Origin of the sequence: Pseudomonas sp. CP4, assembly GCF_047758505.1 — a bacterium.
Classification (GTDB): domain Bacteria; phylum Pseudomonadota; class Gammaproteobacteria; order Pseudomonadales; family Pseudomonadaceae; genus Aquipseudomonas; species Aquipseudomonas fluorescens_AO.
The window spans coordinates 385,277-401,858 of record NZ_CP180489.1 but is presented as its reverse complement, the minus strand read 5'-3'; the positions used below and the strand labels follow the sequence as shown (position 1 = coordinate 401,858).

General features: G+C 60.2%; 12 protein-coding genes. 5 read left to right on the top strand and 7 right to left on the bottom strand.

Annotated features, from left to right (window positions below):
- The first annotated feature begins 60 nt into the window (after nucleotides 1-60).
- Entirely contained in the window at nucleotides 61-807 is a 747-nt protein-coding gene (locus tag ACMYUN_RS01580; RefSeq protein ID WP_415762551.1) for an SDR family oxidoreductase, read from the top strand.
- 132 nt (nucleotides 808-939) lie between these two features.
- On the opposite strand, the gene mapR is transcribed toward ACMYUN_RS01580, so the two are convergent.
- From mapR to ACMYUN_RS01565, 3 genes are all read right to left on the bottom strand, one after another.
- A complete protein-coding gene (gene mapR / locus ACMYUN_RS01575) occupies nucleotides 940-2,349 on the bottom strand; it encodes a GntR family transcriptional regulator MpaR (RefSeq protein WP_415762550.1) in 1,410 nt (469 codons plus the stop codon).
- A 130-nt stretch (nucleotides 2,350-2,479) separates the two neighbouring features.
- Nucleotides 2,480-3,910: a cytochrome c oxidase accessory protein CcoG gene (ccoG, locus tag ACMYUN_RS01570; RefSeq protein ID WP_415762549.1), complete on the bottom strand. Its 1,431-nt coding sequence runs from the start codon at nucleotides 3,908-3,910 to the stop codon at nucleotides 2,480-2,482.
- Between the two features lie 195 nt (nucleotides 3,911-4,105).
- Complete coding sequence (locus tag ACMYUN_RS01565) at nucleotides 4,106-4,354, bottom strand: DUF3203 family protein (protein ID WP_415762548.1); 249 nt, start codon at nucleotides 4,352-4,354, stop codon at nucleotides 4,106-4,108.
- 124 nt (nucleotides 4,355-4,478) lie between these two features.
- Between ACMYUN_RS01565 and ACMYUN_RS01560 the strand changes: the two genes are divergently transcribed.
- Entirely contained in the window at nucleotides 4,479-4,991 is a 513-nt protein-coding gene (locus ACMYUN_RS01560) for an MgtC/SapB family protein (RefSeq protein ID WP_039760464.1), read from the top strand.
- A gap of 132 nt (nucleotides 4,992-5,123) precedes the next feature.
- Here the strand turns inward: ACMYUN_RS01560 and ACMYUN_RS01555 are convergent, their stop codons facing one another.
- Entirely contained in the window at nucleotides 5,124-5,282 is a 159-nt protein-coding gene (locus tag ACMYUN_RS01555) for a hypothetical protein (protein ID WP_165368403.1), read from the bottom strand.
- 217 nt (nucleotides 5,283-5,499) lie between these two features.
- On the opposite strand from ACMYUN_RS01555, the gene ACMYUN_RS01550 reads away from it, so the two are divergent.
- From ACMYUN_RS01550 to glgB, 3 genes are all read left to right on the top strand, one after another.
- Nucleotides 5,500-7,497, top strand: coding sequence for an alpha-1,4-glucan--maltose-1-phosphate maltosyltransferase (locus tag ACMYUN_RS01550; RefSeq protein WP_122704404.1), 1,998 nt, complete (start codon nucleotides 5,500-5,502; stop codon nucleotides 7,495-7,497).
- 186 nt (nucleotides 7,498-7,683) lie between these two features.
- Nucleotides 7,684-11,025 (top strand): maltose alpha-D-glucosyltransferase, encoded by a 3,342-nt coding sequence (treS, locus tag ACMYUN_RS01545; RefSeq protein ID WP_039760468.1) that lies wholly within the window; start codon nucleotides 7,684-7,686, stop codon nucleotides 11,023-11,025.
- A 2-nt stretch (nucleotides 11,026-11,027) separates the two neighbouring features.
- Entirely contained in the window at nucleotides 11,028-13,259 is a 2,232-nt protein-coding gene (gene glgB / locus ACMYUN_RS01540; protein WP_039760470.1) for a 1,4-alpha-glucan branching protein GlgB, read from the top strand.
- A 128-nt stretch (nucleotides 13,260-13,387) separates the two neighbouring features.
- Here glgB and ACMYUN_RS01535 read toward each other — a convergent pair whose 3' ends face one another.
- The 3 genes from ACMYUN_RS01535 to ACMYUN_RS01525 all read right to left on the bottom strand — a co-directional run bounded on the left by ACMYUN_RS01535 (nucleotide 13,388) and on the right by ACMYUN_RS01525 (nucleotide 16,574).
- On the bottom strand, nucleotides 13,388-14,440 hold the full coding sequence (locus tag ACMYUN_RS01535; protein ID WP_415762547.1) for an autotransporter domain-containing protein: 1,053 nt from the start codon (nucleotides 14,438-14,440) through the stop codon (nucleotides 13,388-13,390).
- Nucleotides 14,441-14,820: 380 nt separating this feature from the next.
- The gene (locus ACMYUN_RS01530) at nucleotides 14,821-15,603 is read right to left on the bottom strand and encodes an endonuclease/exonuclease/phosphatase family protein (protein ID WP_415762546.1); all 783 of its coding nucleotides are present in this window, start codon (nucleotides 15,601-15,603) and stop codon (nucleotides 14,821-14,823) included.
- A 212-nt stretch (nucleotides 15,604-15,815) separates the two neighbouring features.
- The gene (locus tag ACMYUN_RS01525; RefSeq protein WP_039760473.1) at nucleotides 15,816-16,574 is read right to left on the bottom strand and encodes a PIG-L deacetylase family protein; all 759 of its coding nucleotides are present in this window, start codon (nucleotides 16,572-16,574) and stop codon (nucleotides 15,816-15,818) included.
- Between the last annotated feature and the right edge of the window lie 8 nt (nucleotides 16,575-16,582).

The following is a 16,582-nucleotide window of genomic DNA, read 5'->3' as shown; positions in this document are numbered from 1 at the left end:
CCCGCCAATCGCAGTTATTCTTCCCCCGACTGTTACGTGTGCACGTGGGGGAAGGCCAGCATGGATAAAGTCATTGTCATCACCGGTGGCGGGCGCGGAATCGGCGCTGCCACGGCATTGTTGGCAGCCGGACAAGGCTACCGGATCTGCATCAACTATCAGTCGGATGAACAGGCTGCCCACAGCGTGCTTGAGCAGGTTCGAGCCTTGGGCGCCCAGGCCATCGCGGTTCGCGCCGATGTCAGTATCGAAGACGAAGTGATCGCGATGTTTCAGCGCGTCGACAATGAACTGGGCCGGGTTACCGCGCTGGTCAACAATGCCGGCACCGTCGGGCAGAAGTCGCGGGTCGATGAAATGTCCGAGTTCCGCATCCTCAAAATCATGAAAACCAACGTGCTGGCGCCGATCCTCTGTGCCAAGCACGCGATCCTGCGCATGTCGCCCAAACACGGCGGGCAGGGCGGCAGCATCGTCAACGTCTCCTCGGTCGCGGCTCGCCTCGGTTCGCCGAACGAGTACGTTGATTACGCCGCGTCCAAAGGGGCGCTCGATACGTTCACCATCGGTCTGTCGAAAGAAGTCGCGGGCGAGGGCATTCGCGTGAATGCCGTGCGTCCGGGCTACATCTATACCGACTTCCATGCCCTGAGCGGCGACCCGGATCGGGTCAGCAAGCTCGAATCGGCGATTCCCATGGCCCGCGGCGGGCGGCCGGATGAAGTAGCGGAGGCGATTGTCTGGTTGCTGTCGGACAAGGCGTCGTATGCGACCGGGACGTTTGTGGATTTGGGGGGTGGGCGGTAGGGCTTTGAGCTTTTTGTCGTTAATACCGGCCTCTTCGCGAGCAAGCTCGCTCCCACAGTTGATTTGTGAATACAGACCCCATGTGGGAGCGAGCCTGCTCGCGAAGGGGTCAGTCCAGACAACATCTATCCCTCAGAACGACCGCACAATCCGCCCCAAAGTCTCCATGGCCTTTTCCGATTCCTCGGTCCACGGGCTACCGTAATTCAAGCGAATGCAATTTCTGAAACGCTGGGTCGGCGAGAAGATCGGCCCCGGCGCGATGCTGATGCCTTGTGCCAATGCCATTTGAAACAATTTCAGCGAGTCCATCTGCTCCGGCAATTCCAGCCATAGAAAATAGCCGCCCGCCGGCTGGCTGACGCGGGTCTGCGCCGGAAAATACCGAGCAATCGCCGCGAGCATCGCGCTCTGTTGTTCTTCCAGGGCATAACGCAGTTTGCGCAGATGCCGATCGTAGCCGCCGTGTTGCAGATAATCGGCAATCGCCGCTTGCGCCGGCATCGAAGCGCACAGCGAGGTCATCAGCTTCAGTCGCTCGATCTTCTGCGCGAAACGCCCGGCCGCCACCCAGCCGATGCGATAACCGGGCGCGAGACTTTTGGCGAACGAGCCGCAATGCATGACCAGGCCTTCGGTGTCGAAGGCCTTGGCCGGTTTTGGCGCGTGCTGGCCGTAGTAGAGTTCGGCGTAGACGTCGTCCTCGATCAACGGCACCTGATGCTGACGCAGCAGTTCGACCAGTTCCTGTTTCTTCGCCTCGGGCACGGTCGCGCCCATCGGGTTGTGGAAACTGGTCATGCACCAGCAGGCCTTGATCGGATGACGTTCCAGAGTTTGCGCGAGCACGCCGAGGTCGATGCCGTCACGCGGATGCACGGGGATTTCTACGGCTTTGAGCTTCAGCCGCTCGAGCACTTGCAGGCAGGCATAAAACGCCGGAGCCTCGATGGCCACCAGATCACCGGGCTCGGTCACCGCTTGAAGGCACAGGTTCAGCGCTTCGAGGGCACCGTTGGTGATCAGTAGCTCTTCCATCGGCAGCATCAGCCCGCCGACCATGTAGCGCAAGGCAATCTGCCGACGCAGTTGGGGGTTGCCCGGCGACATGTCGGTGACGACCATGCGCGGATCCATCTCCCGCGCGGCGCTGGCCAAGGAACGCGACAGACGTTGCAGGGGGAACAGCGTCGGGCTGGGGAAGGCCGAGCCGAAGGGTACGGTGTTCGGGTCTTTGATCGAATCGAGGACCGAGAACACCAGTTCGCTGACGTCAACCTCGGTGGATTCGTTGACCTGGCTGCTGATCACCGGCTCGGAGAAGGCGCTCGGCGTGTGGGCGTTGACGAAGTAACCGGAACGCGGCCGGGCGCGGATCAGACCGCGACGTTCGAGCAGGTAATAGGCCTGGAATACTGTCGACGGACTGACCCCGTAAGTCTGGCTGGCATAGCGCACCGACGGCACCCGCTGGCCGGGGCCGAGAACGCCGGAGCGGATCAGTTCAGCGATGTCGTCGGCGAATTTTTCGTAGCGTTTCATGGTGGATCCGAATGGGGTCTATAAGGAATCGCGTCGCCTCCATTCGCGAGCAGGCTCGCTCCCACAACGACCGCGATTTCCTGTGGGAGCGAGCCTGCTCGCGAATGAAAGCACCGCAGTTTAAGGGCAATCAGCGATTCATCGGCGCCACAAATCGGCTCTTCGCCACGCTGTATACCTGCGGCTCGTCACTGTCTTCAACCCTGAAACTCAACGTCTGCGAACTGCTCGTAGGGCGCTCGGTGGTCATCGCCACCGACACCGGCACATCGACAATCTCCCCGGGCGCCAGGCTCAATGCCGTTTTGCCCTGCAATTCAAACCCGTCGCCATCCACCAGACTCAACCGGTATTCCTGCCGTTGCTGTGTCTTGTTGATCACTTTCAGCGAGTAGATATTCTCGATCTGCCCCTGCGCATTCTCGCGAAACAAGCCGCGATCCTTGGTCACATCCAGCGACACCATCGGCCGCTCGATCAATGCCAACGCCAACGCGCCGATCATCACCAGCAGCACCGCCGTATAGCCAATCAGACGCGGGCGCAGCAGATGCGTTTTGCCACCCTGTAATTCGCGCTCGGAACTGTAGCGGATCAGGCCGCGCGGGTAATGCATTTTGTCCATGATCGAATCACAAGCATCGATGCAGGCTGCGCAGCCGATGCATTCCATTTGCAAACCATCGCGGATATCGATGCCAGTCGGGCAGACCTGCACGCACAATTGGCAGTCGATGCAATCGCCCAGGCCGGCTTCGACCGGGCGCACGTCACGCTTGCGCGGACCCCGGTTTTCGCCCCGGGCGGCATCATACGCAATGGTCAGCGTGTCCTTGTCGAACATCACACTCTGGAACCGCGCATACGGGCACATGTGCATGCACACGGCCTCACGCAGCCAACCGGCGTTGATGTAGGTGGCGGCGGCGAAAAACAGCACCCAGAACAAACTGATGCCACCGATCTGCAGGGTCAGCAGTTCTTCGGCCAGCGGCCGGATCGGGGTGAAGTAGCCGACGAAGGTCAGGCCGGTGATCACGCTGATTGCCAGCCACAAGGTGTGCTTGGCGGCGCGGCGTGCCAGTTTGTTCAGGCTCCAGGGGGCGGCTTGCAGTTTGATGCGCTGGTTGCGCTCGCCTTCGGTGACCTTCTCGCACCACATGAAGATCCACGTCCACGAACTCTGCGGGCAGGTGTAACCGCACCAGACGCGACCGGCAAACACGGTGATGGCGAAGAGTCCGAACGCGGCAATGATCAACAGCGCCGAAAGTAGAATGAAATCCTGCGGCCAGAACGTCGCGCCAAAGATGTGGAATTTGCTTTCCGCCAGATCCCACAGTACCGCCTGCCGACCGCCCCAGTTAAGCCACACGGTGCCGAAGAACAGCACAAACAGAAGTCCGGCACCGCTCATACGCAGGTTGCGGAACAGTCCGGTGAAACTGCGAGTGTGGATCTGCTTGTCGGTGGATCCGGCAGTCGCCTTCAGTGGGCGCGCGGGTACGCTTTTTATCGTTGGCGATGCTTCTACGGTTCGGACGGGGATTTGCTCGCTCATGTTCGTTCGCTCATCAGCCTCCATCAGGCCGATGCACTATGAGCGCCGATCTGTTTGCAGAACAGACTCAGGTTTGGCAATAAAAAGCGGATCAGATGAAGTTTGGCGCAATGCCTGGGACAACTTGAAGCAACCTGCCAGGCAAGGCGCAGACGCCTATTGCAGGCGTCTGCGTCGGGTGTTGATCGAGATCAATCAAACCACCGAATCACTGTCATCGGCCTTCAGATGTTTGCGCCCGTCCTTGGCCCCGGCCACGGTCAAGGCATCCGCTTCTGCTTCGGTGATGTAGGTGCGTTTGCCTTCGATGTCCACGTACGACATGGCTTTGTCGCGATCGGTCATGACTTCCAGGGTGTCGCAGATGCGGATTTCCTCGCCATGTTCGACGGTGAAAAAACACACTTTCTGCTCGGGGTTGGATTCATCGATTCGAACGGGCATGGCGGCAGTCCTTTTTTCCGGTTGGGTCTGCATATTAGGAAGCGCAGCGCGCCGTTCGTTCTGCGCAACCGATTAATGGTCGCTGTTGTCCATCGCTTATCAAGCCAATAACAAGGGAGGCACGATGGAAGACTGGTGGGATGAAGTGTGGGCCACGATGCAAGCCGAATTTGCCGACATCGGCGACGCTTCGCAAATGACCCGGATCACCGTACGTCTGGTGATGGCGGCGATTCTCGGTGGGATTCTTGGTTTCGAGCGCGAACATAAAGGCAAGGCAGCGGGCGTGCGCACGCACATGCTGGTGGCGCTGGGCGCGGCGTTGTTTGTATTGGTGCCACAGACCTCGGGGGCGGAATCCGATGCGATGAGTCGCGTGCTGCAGGGTGTGATTGCCGGGATCGGCTTTCTCGGCGCCGGGACCATTCTGAAAAATCAGCAGGGCGACGAAGCTCACGTCAAAGGCCTGACCACGGCGGCAGGGTTATGGATGACGGCGGCGATCGGCGTGGCAGCGGGGCTGGGCAAGGAAGCGACGGCGTTGCTCAGTACCATTCTGGCGTTGGCGATTTTCAGTGTGATGCCGTACGTGGTGAGAATGTTCGAAAAGGACGTCGACAAGAACGACCACCTCTGACTCAGCGCCAACTGATGATCGTTCCCACGCTCCGCGTGGGAATGCCTCAACGTACGCTCCGCGTTCGGCTCTGGATGGGACGCAGAGCGTCCCGGGCTGCATTCCCACGCGGAGCATGGGAACGATCAGGGCTCAGACGATGACCGGCGGCATCGTGCTCGGTGGCTCTTCTTTCGGTGGTGGCGTGGTGCCGGGCGGCTCTTGTTCCGGAACCGCCGGCGGCTCAGTCTCCGGCAGCGTGGGTTTGTCGATGTTCGGATCGGGCGTTTCCGCCGGGATCGGGATGCTCATCAGGTGACCTCCGTATGGCACATGGCGTGGGACGTGCTTAAGTGAGTTGACCCGGCGACGACAAATTCGATCCGCAGGTTTGTCTTGTTAATTTCATCTGAACTTTTCCCCGCGCCGGTTGCTCGGAACCTAGGTGAGTTCATGACAGGGCCGGCGCTTTGTCGCGAATACTGTTCCGGCACAAGAGCGTCCTTGGGGCGTTAAGGAGAGATGCTCAATGACTGCTGAAAGACCTTCAGAGCTGAGTTACAACCCGCACATGCCGCTGTCGCAGGCGTTGCTACTGCCACGCATCGTCATCGAAAACACCATGCCGACTCTCGACGGCGGCCAGTTCGCCGCCAAATCGATTGCCGGGCGCGAAGTGGTGGTGACTAGCAAGGTGTTTGCCGACGGCCATGACAAGCTCGCCGTGCGCATTCGCTGGCGCGAGGAAGGCCAGGAAACCTGGCAAACCGAGGTCATGTCCGATCAGGGCAACAACACCTGGCAAGGCCAGTTCCGCCCCGAGGAACAGGGCCGCTACCTGTATTGCATCGAAGCGTGGATCGATCATTTCGCCAGCTTCCAGTACGAACTGGAAAAGAAGCACAGCGCGGCGGTGCCGGTTTCTCTGGAACTGCAGGAAGGCCGGACGATGGTGCAACAGGCCGCCGAACGCAGCGAAGGTCAGCTCAGCGAGCAGCTCGCCGCGCTGCACCACGAACTGTCCGGCCTGCTCGAAACCGAACAGGTCGCGTTGTTTCTGCACTCGCGCAGTGCCGAGCTGATGGCCCAGGCCGATCATCGCGCCTACCTCAGCATCAGCGCCGAATTCCCCATGGACGTCGAGCGCGAACTCGCCGAGTTCGCCAGTTGGTATGAGCTGTTTCCGCGCTCGATCACCGACGATCCCCAGCGTCACGGCACCTTTAACGACGTGCACTCGCGTCTGCCGATGATTCAGGACATGGGTTTCGACGTGCTGTATTTCACGCCGATTCACCCCATCGGCCGCGCCCACCGCAAGGGCCGCAACAATTCCCTGACGGCCGGCCCGGATGATCCCGGCAGTCCGTACGCGATCGGCAGCGAGGAGGGTGGTCACGAGGCGATTCACTCGCAGCTCGGCACCCGTGAAGATTTCCGCCGCCTGGTGGCTGCGGCAGCCGATCATGGCCTGGAAATCGCTCTCGATTTCGCCATTCAGTGCTCCCAGGACCATCCGTGGCTCAAGGAGCATCCGGGCTGGTTCAACTGGCGCCCGGACGGCACGATCAAATACGCCGAGAACCCGCCGAAGAAATACCAGGACATCGTCAATGTCGATTTTTACGCGCCGGATGCGATTCCGAGCCTGTGGGTCGAGTTGCGTGACATCGTCGTCGGCTGGGTCAAGGAAGGCGTGAAAATCTTTCGCGTCGACAACCCGCACACCAAGCCGCTGCCGTTCTGGCAATGGCTGATCGCCGACGTGCGCACGCTGTATCCGGAAGTGATTTTCCTCGCTGAGGCCTTCACCACGCCGGCGATGATGGCGCGTCTGGGCAAGGTCGGGTATTCGCAGAGCTACACCTATTTCACCTGGCGCAACACCAAGGCCGAGCTGGCGGAATATTTCACCGAGCTGAATCAGTCGCCGTGGCGCGAATGCTACCGGCCGAATTTCTTCGTCAATACCCCGGACATCAACCCGGCGTTTTTGCATGAGTCGGGGCGTCCCGGTTTCCTCATCCGTGCTGCATTGGCAACGATGGGCTCGGGTCTGTGGGGCATGTATTCCGGCTTCGAATTGTGCGAATCGGCGCCGGTGCCGGGCAAAGAGGAATACCTGGATTCGGAGAAGTACGAAATCCGCGTCCGCGATTTCACCGCGCCCGGCAACATCATCGCCGAGATCGCCCAGCTCAACCGCATCCGCCGGCAGAATCCGGCGCTGCACACGCATCTGGGGCTAAAAATCTACAACGCCTGGAACGACAACATTCTGTACTTCGGCAAGCGCAGCGCCGATGGCAGCAATTTCATTCTGGTCGCGGTCAGCCTCGATCCGCATAACGTGCAGGAAGCGAATTTCGAACTGCCGCTGTGGGAAATGGGCCTGCCGGACGACGCGACTACCCATGGCGAAGATTTGATGAACGGCCACCGCTGGGACTGGCACGGCAAATATCAGTTCATGCGCATCGACCCGGCGTATCAGCCGTTCGGGATTTGGCGGATTTCAGCTTCGTAACATTTGCACCGCCTCCGTGGCGAGGGGATTTATCCCCGTTGGGGCGCGCAGCGGCCCCTTTTTTCAAGCTGCACCGCGTTAACAATTTGCGACTGCTGCGCAGCCGAACGGGGATAAATCCCCTCGCCACAGGGGCTCACCATTGCGAGTCCCTCGGTGTATCAGAGAATTTTTCAGGAGTTCCACATGGCGAAGAAACCCAAGGCAGCCGCCTTCATCAAAGACCCGCTCTGGTACAAGGACGCGGTGATCTATCAGGTTCACGTCAAATCGTTTTTCGACTCCAACAATGACGGGATCGGCGACTTTCCCGGGCTTATCGCCAAACTCGATTACATTGCCGACCTCGGCGTCAACACCATCTGGCTACTGCCGTTCTATCCCTCGCCACGTCGCGACGACGGTTACGACATCGCCGAATACCGTGGCGTGCACAGCGACTACGGAACCATGGCCGACGCCAAGCGCTTCATTGCCGAGGCGCACAAGCGCGGGCTGCGGGTGATCACCGAGCTGGTCATCAACCACACGTCTGACCAGCACCCATGGTTCCAGCGTGCGCGCAAGGCCAAGCCCGGTTCGGCGGCGCGAGATTTCTACGTCTGGTCCGATGACGACCAGAAATACGACGGCACGCGGATCATCTTCCTCGACACCGAAAAATCCAACTGGACTTGGGATCCGGTCGCCGGTCAGTACTTCTGGCACCGCTTCTACTCGCACCAGCCGGATCTGAACTTCGACAACCCGCAAGTGATGAAAGCCGTGTTGTCGGTGATGCGTTACTGGCTGGACATGGGCATCGACGGCCTGCGCCTCGACGCGATTCCGTACCTGATCGAGCGCGACGGCACCAACAACGAAAACCTGCCGGAGACTCACGACGTCCTCAAGCAGATCCGTGCCGAGATCGACGCCAACTATCCCGACCGCATGCTGCTGGCCGAGGCCAATCAGTGGCCGGAAGACACCCAGCTGTACTTCGGCGACACCGATGCTGCCGGGGTGAATGGCGACGAATGCCACATGGCGTTCCACTTCCCGCTGATGCCGCGCATGTACATGGCGTTGGCTCAGGAAGATCGCTTCCCGATTACCGACATTCTCCGTCAGACCCCGGAAATCCCAGCGAACTGCCAGTGGGCGATTTTTCTGCGCAACCACGATGAGCTGACCCTGGAAATGGTCACCGATCGTGAACGCGATTACCTGTGGAACTACTACGCCGCTGACCGTCGCGCACGGATCAACCTCGGTATTCGCCGTCGTCTCGCACCGTTGATGGAACGCGATCGTCGCCGCATCGAACTGCTCAACAGCCTGCTGCTGTCGATGCCTGGCACGCCGACCCTGTATTACGGCGACGAAATCGGTATGGGCGACAACATTTACCTCGGCGACCGTGATGGCGTGCGTACGCCGATGCAGTGGTCGATCGACCGCAACGGCGGTTTCTCCCGCGCCGATCCGGCCAGTCTGGTACTGCCGCCGATCATGGACCCGCAGTATGGCTATCAGTCGGTCAACGTCGAAACCCAGTCCGGCGATCCGCATTCGCTGTTGAACTGGACGCGGCGCCTGCTGGCCGTGCGCAAGCAGTCGAAAGCGTTCGGCCGTGGCACGTTGAAAATGCTCTCGCCGGCCAACCGTCGCGTGCTGGCTTATACCCGCGAATACACCGATGTCGATGGCAAGCACGAAATCATCCTGTGCGTGGCCAACGTCTCGCGAAGTGCGCAAGCAGTGGAGCTGGATCTGTCGGCGTACGTCGGCATGGTGCCGGTGGAAATGCTCGGCGGTAACGCGTTCCCGCCGATCGGTCAGTTGAATTTCCTTCTGACCCTGGCGCCCTATGGCTTCTATTGGTTCGCACTGGCGGCGGAAAACCAGATGCCGAGCTGGCACGTCGAGCCGGCGCAGAGCCTGCCGGACTTCACCACGCTGGTACTGAAAAAACGCATGGAAGAGCTGCTCGAAGCGCCGTCGCGTACGACGCTGGAGCAAAGCATTCTGCCGAGCTGGCTGCAGAACCGTCGCTGGTTCGCCGGCAAGGACGCGGCGATCGAAAAGGTCAATCTGGCTTACGGCGTGCGCTTCGGCGACGTCCAGCATCCAGTGCTGCTCAGCGAAATCGAAGTCACCAGCGGTGGCCAGACCAACCGTTATCAACTGCCGTTCGGCTTCATTGCCGAAGACCATGTCGGCCCGCCGTTGCCGCAGCAATTGGCGCTATCGCGTGTACGCCGTGTGCGTCAGGTCGGTCTGATTACCGATGCGTTCAGCCTGGAGACTTTCGTCCGCGCCGTTCTGCAAGGCATGCAGAACAACACCGTACTGGAATCGATCGAAGGCGAAATCCGCTTCGAACAGACAGATCATCTGGAAAAACTCGGCCTCGGCGCCGAGTCGGATGTGCGCTACCTGTCGGCCGAGCAATCGAACAGCTCCGTGGTTGTCGGCAACAGCCTGGTGCTTAAGCTGATACGCAAAGTCGCTTCTGGCGTACACCCGGAACTGGAGATGAGCGCTTACCTGACCGAGGCCGGGTTTGCCAATATCTCTCCACTGCTCGGTTCGGTGATTCGCCGCGACGCGCAGGGTGAAGACAACCTCCTGATGATCGCCCAGGGTTACCTGAGCAATCAGGGCGACGCATGGGAATGGACGCAGAACAACCTGGAACGGGCGCTGCGCGATGAACTGGCCGACGCCATGTCCGAACAGGAGCAGCATTACAACGCGCTCGGCGAGCTGAAGGACTTCGCCGGCATGCTCGGCCAGCGTCTGGGCGAGATGCATCAGGTGCTCGCTGCGCCAACCGACAACGCCGACTTCGCGCCGCAAGTGTCCTCGAGCAAGGACATGGCCGCGACGGCCAAGGATGTCACCGCCCAGGTCGAACATGCCTTGAAACTGCTCAAGCAGCATCAAGGCGAGTTGAACGCGGCGGACCAGAAACTGGTCAAGCGTCTGCTCGACGAGAAGAAAACCATTCTTGCCCATGTGCAGGACCTGGCGAAGAAAGCCACTGGCGGCTTGCGCATCCGGGTGCATGGCGACTTGCATTTGGGTCAGGTGCTGGTGATCAAGGGCGATGCCTACTTGATTGACTTCGAGGGCGAACCGGCGCGGCCGTTGAGTGAGCGTCGCGGCAAGCACAGCCCGTACAAGGATGTCAGCGGTGTACTGCGTTCGTTCGATTACGCAGCGGCGATGACCATCAATGTGCACAACGTCGACAACAGCGTCGAAGCCGAAGCGGCGCGTAAACGTGTCGCCGAGCGTTATCTGCGCGAAGCACGCGAGGCATTTGTCCAGGCATACCGCGAGGCAGCAGCTAGTCTTGAGCATGCCTGGCAGGATCCTCAGGGTGCCGACGCCGCGCTGGCGTTGTTCGGCCTGGAAAAAGCCGCTTATGAAGTGGCCTACGAGGCGGAAAACCGCCCAACGTGGCTGCCCGTGCCATTGCACGGCTTGTATGGATTATTGACAGGGCTTAAACCCTTTTCCGATCTTGGTGGAGAGTAGTCATGAGTTTCTCGAACAAGGAACAGGGTGTGGTAAAGGAAGCATTGTTACCCTCGGCGCGCGACATCGATGCTTTGGTGCGCGCTGAACATCAGGACCCGTTTTCCATTCTCGGCCCGCACGGCGATGGCGCTGGTGGGCAGTTCATCCGCGCTTATCTGCCCGGTGCGCTGAGTGTCGCGGTGCTGGACAAGGACAGCGGCGAAGAGCTTGGCCCGCTGGAGATGACCGAGACGCCGGGGCTGTTTGTCGGCCATTTCGATCAGGCCCGACCGTACCTGTTGCGCACGCGCTGGGCCGGTGGCGAGCAGGTTGCCGAAGATCCGTACAGCTTTGGCCAGCTGCTGGGCGAAATGGATTTGTATCTGTTCGCCGAAGGCAATCACCGTGACCTCAGCGCTTGCCTCGGTGCACAGCTGAAAACCGTTGATGGCGTTGACGGCGTGCGCTTTGCCGTGTGGGCGCCGAATGCCCGCCGTGTGTCGGTGGTCGGCGATTTCAACGTCTGGGACGGTCGTCGTCACCCAATGCGGCTGCGCCATCCTTCGGGCGTGTGGGAGTTGTTCATTCCTCGCCTGCAAGCGGGGGAGTTGTACAAGTACGAAATCCTCGGCGCTCACGGGATTCTGCCGCTCAAGGCCGACCCGATGGCGCTGGCCACCAGCCTGCCACCGGACACCGCCTCGAAAGTCGCCTCGCCGTTGCAAATCGACTGGCAGGATCACGAGTGGATGAATTCCCGTCAGAATCGCCAGCAGCGCTCCAAGCCTCTGTCGATCTACGAGTTGCACGCCGGCTCGTGGCAGTGCGAGCTGGATGATCTCGGCGAGGTTGCGCGCCAGTACACCTGGCCGGAACTGGCCGAGCGGCTGATTCCTTATGTCAAAGAGCTGGGCTTCACCCACATCGAACTGATGCCGATCATGGAGCACCCGTTCGGTGGTTCCTGGGGCTATCAATTGCTCTCGCAGTTCGCGCCGAGCGCGCGTTACGGCACGCCGGATCAGTTCGCCGCGTTCGTCAACGCCTGTCACCAGGCCGACATCGGCGTGATCCTCGACTGGGTGCCGGCGCATTTCCCCACCGATACCCACGGCCTGGCCCAGTTCGACGGCACCGCGCTGTACGAGTACGGCAATCCGCTGGAAGGCTTCCATCAGGATTGGGACACGCTGATCTACAACCTTGGTCGCACCGAAGTGCACGGTTACATGCTGGCCTCGGCGCTGCACTGGCTGAAACACTTCCATATCGATGGCCTGCGTGTCGATGCCGTGGCGTCGATGCTGTATCGCGACTATTCGCGCAAGGCTGGCGAATGGGTGCCGAACCGCCACGGCGGTCGGGAGAACCTCGAGGCTATCGACTTTCTGCGTCATTTGAACGACGTGGTTGAACTGGAAGCGCCGGGTGCGCTGGTGATCGCCGAAGAATCCACTGCGTGGCCGGGCGTTAGCCAAAGCACCCAGCAGGGCGGCCTCGGGTTCTCCTACAAATGGAACATGGGCTGGATGCACGACTCGCTGCACTACATCCAGCAGGATCCGGTGTACCGCGCCCATCACCACAATGAGCTGAGTTTTGGTCTGGTCTATGCTTGGTCGGAGCGTTTCATCCTGCCGATCTCCCACGACGAAGTGGTGCACGGCAAGCACTCGCTGATCGACAAGATGCCCGGCGATCGCTGGCAGAAGTTCGCCAACCTGCGCGCCTATCTGAGCTTCATGTGGACTCATCCGGGCAAGAAGCTGTTGTTCATGGGCTGCGAATTTGGCCAGTGGCGCGAGTGGAACCACGATCAGCAACTGGACTGGTACCTGTTGCAGTATTCCGAGCACAAAGGCGTGCAGAAACTGGTTGGCGATCTCAACCGCCTGTATCGCGAAGAGCCGGCGTTGCACGATCAGGATGATGCGCCGCAGGGCTTCCAATGGTTGATTGGCGATGATGCGATCAACAGCGTTTACGCGTGGTTGCGCTGGAGCAAGGATGGCTCGCCGGTTTTGGTCGTTGCCAACTTCACGCCGGTACCGCGCCAGTCGTATCGCGTCGGTGTGCCGTTCGCCGGGCGCTGGACCGAACTGTTCAACAGCGACGCGGACATTTATGCCGGCTCAAACTACGGTAATGGCGGCGGGGCATTGACCGATGAGGTACCGAGTCATGGTCAATCGTTGTCGCTGGAGCTGAATCTGCCGCCGTTGGCGGTGTTGATTCTCAAGCCGCAGGGCTGATCCAGGAACAGTAAAACTGTGGGAGCGGGCTTGCCCGCGATGAGGCTGTCACATTCAGCATTTTTGTTGACTGACACGCCGCCATCGCTGGCAAGCCAGCTCCCACAGGATTTTCGGTAGTCTGGAGATCACCAGCGCATCCGCACCCCGAGGCTGCCGATGATCCCGTTCAGATCATTGTCATCCACATCGCTGCTGTAATCGGCGCTCATGTACAGGCTCACTGCCGGCGTGACCCGCGCCACCAGTCCCAGACCCAATTCCACGGTTGAAGACTTGCGGCTGCTGCTGATCTTGTCGACCTGATCCAGCGTCACCGTGCTGCCGGTGTAGACCGTGTGCCAAAGGTTGGTGCGCACGTAGGGTTCCACCGGTAAGCCATTCAAGTCATAACTGCCTTTCAACCGTGCACCGACGCGGCCGCTCCACGCGCTCAGGTCGGACGAAGCGGCGTTGCCCGAGCCGGCATAAGGCGCATCAAGGCTGATCCGCTGGTTGATCAATTGCGCCTGCGGTTCAACCACCCAGTTCTCGCTCAGGCCGATCGGATAACCGCCCTCGACCGAAAATGTCATTGCACTGCCTTCGGTGGCCTGACGGTTACCTTGAGCAGTGAGACTGAAACCGCTGACCCGACCGCCGCTGGCTGAGACGTCTACGTGCCAGCCCTGCGCGCCGATCAGGCTGTAATAGGCGCCCAGGTTCTGGCCTTGCAAATTCAAGCGGCCAGTGTTTGGGGCGGAGAGGGTGCGTCGGGTCAGTACGCCATCGGCACTCACCTGAATCTGATTGTCGCCGCCGATCAGGCCAACGGTCTGGGTAGCGCCATTACCGCTTTTCAGCGTAACCACCGCCGGGCCTTTGTACTCGCCGCCGGGCATCGCATAACCGGAGGACAGCGCATCAGTCTGCGCGCGCCGGGCGCTTTTGCCGTACAGCTCATCCCATGCGGAGGGCGCAAGATCTTCAGTGATCAGGCGCGAACTCTGGTGACTCAGCGGCAGCGGCCCGGGCGTTATCACGGTCACCGGCAAGGTCATCACCGGCACGTCGGCGCGATACCACGTGGATTCATCCGCCGCAGACTCCGCATGCGCCTCCATGGACGAGCACAGCAACAGCGAACCTGACACTGTGCAAAGGGTGATTTTCAGTTCGTGTGGGGTCAGTGAAGTTTTCATGGGGGTCTACCTTGCAAGCGCATGCGTCATCTCGGGTCTGGCGTCTCTCCTACCCCGAACGAGGGGCGACCGAATAGAGCGGGGCGAACCGCGGCTGCTCGATTTCGCGCGTGCCGGAAGGTCAGCCCCAGTAAGTGTTTCCGGGGGTAGTAAGGTAGAGATAAGAAGAGCGACGCCTGCGCGTCAAGAAAATGCGCGATGAATGGCGGGCTTAAATCAGTCTTCGCAAGCGTTTGTTTTTCTGAACATAACTAAGTGGTTGTTTGCATGGAAAAACGCTTGCGAAGTATTCATATGACGGTTTTTTGCCGCCGACGAAAGGTCATTCCTACCGGTAGTTACCGGAAGGACATGCCATGTAGTTGCTGTCAAAAACGCAGCTACAGGTGCACCTCAACTGCTAACGGCAAGTGATCCGAAAGATGCGTCCACGGTTTGTTGCCGAGAATTTTTGGATTATGGCTGCTGGCATTGCGCAGATAGATCCGGTCAAGTCTCAACAAGGGAAACCGCGCCGGATAAGTTTTCGCTGGGCGCCCATGATGGCGCTCGAAAGCCTCGTGCAAATAATCGCGACGGGCGAGGGCGGCGTTGCCCTGCAACTGCCAGTCATTGAAATCGCCAGCGATGATCACCGGCGCATCGTCCGGCAGGGATTCGAGCAACTGGCAGAGCAGTTGCAACTGCAATTGCCGATGGCTTTCCAGCAGACTCAAATGCACACAGATCGCATGCACCTCGTCATGTCCAGGCACATCGAGTATGCAGTGCAACAGCCCGCGCCGTTCTGGGCCGGTGATCGAGACGTCGAGGTTGCGGTATTCGCGAATCGGGTATTTCGACAGCAGCGCGTTGCCATGATGACCGTCGGGATAAACGGCATTGCGCCCGTAGGCAAAATCGCTCCACATACTGTCGGCAAGAAATTCGTATTGCGAGGTCTGCGGCCAGTCGTTGTAGCGACTCGAATGGCGTTCGTGTTCACCCACCACTTCCTGCAGAAATACCAGATCGGCCGAGGTACTGCGCATCGCTTCGCGCAGCTCCGGGAGGACGAAGCGCCGATTCAGTGCGGTGAAGCCCTTGTGGGTGTTGACCGTGAGTACCCGCAGGCGATGAATGACTGGCGCGTCGACCGCTTGACGCTTGGGATCGCTGGACACGTTCACTCCTCTGAATTGGGCCATGCCTGTTCATGCGACTGGTTTGAGGGGGTGGCAGTTCCTTACAGAAATGTTTGATCGTACACAGGACTCTGTGGGAGCTGGCTTGCCAGCGATGGGGCCAAATCAGCAGTATCTCTGTTGCCTGATACACCGCTATCGCTGGCAAGCCAGCTCCCACAGGGTTTCACGGTGTCAGAGGTCTTTGGCGTTCAGAAGAAGACGATTTCATACGGCAGGCGCATCCGTTCCAGCAGCACCGGTGGCAGCAGCGGGGCGATGCCGATGGCCGGTTCGCCTTTGAGCTGGCTGGCGTAAGCGTGGGTGGCATGGCTCTTGCGCGCGACTGTCCAGGTGTCGAGACGCAGCTTGCGCGCACGCTCCCAGGGAATCATTTGCTGCTCGCGCTCCGGCCAGTGCCAGGCCCACACTGGCACATCGTGATAGGTCGCGCCGGCCTTCTGCGCCGCATCGAAACTGGCCCGGCCGACCACTTCATGGTCCGCTGGACCATCCTTGCGCCAAGTGCTGAACACTACGTCGCCCGGGCGCAGGTAACGCCCGATGAATTCGGTCAGTTGGCTTTGCTGATCGCTCAGCGCGTTGTCGGTAAAACCGCCGCGCACCCATTTCAGGCTGTGCATGGGCAGGCCGAGACGGCGCAGGGCTTCGACGCTTTCCTGCGGGCGGAATACGCTCAGGCGTTGCTCCGACCATTGCCGCGAGCCGGGGTGGCTGGCGCTGCCGTCAGTAATCGAGAGCAATTGCAGAGGATGACCGAGGCTGGACAGCAGCTGCAGCAAGCCGCCGCAGGTGACGACTTCATCGCCCGGATGCGGGGCGATCACCACGGCGCGGGCGCCGGCGGGAACCAGACTGTGGGTGTTGATGACGGGAATATTGTCGAGCTGCGGCGCGCTGTTCCAGATCTGGGCTGGCAGGCCGTGTTCGTTGAGCAATGACGGTTTCATGAGTGCGA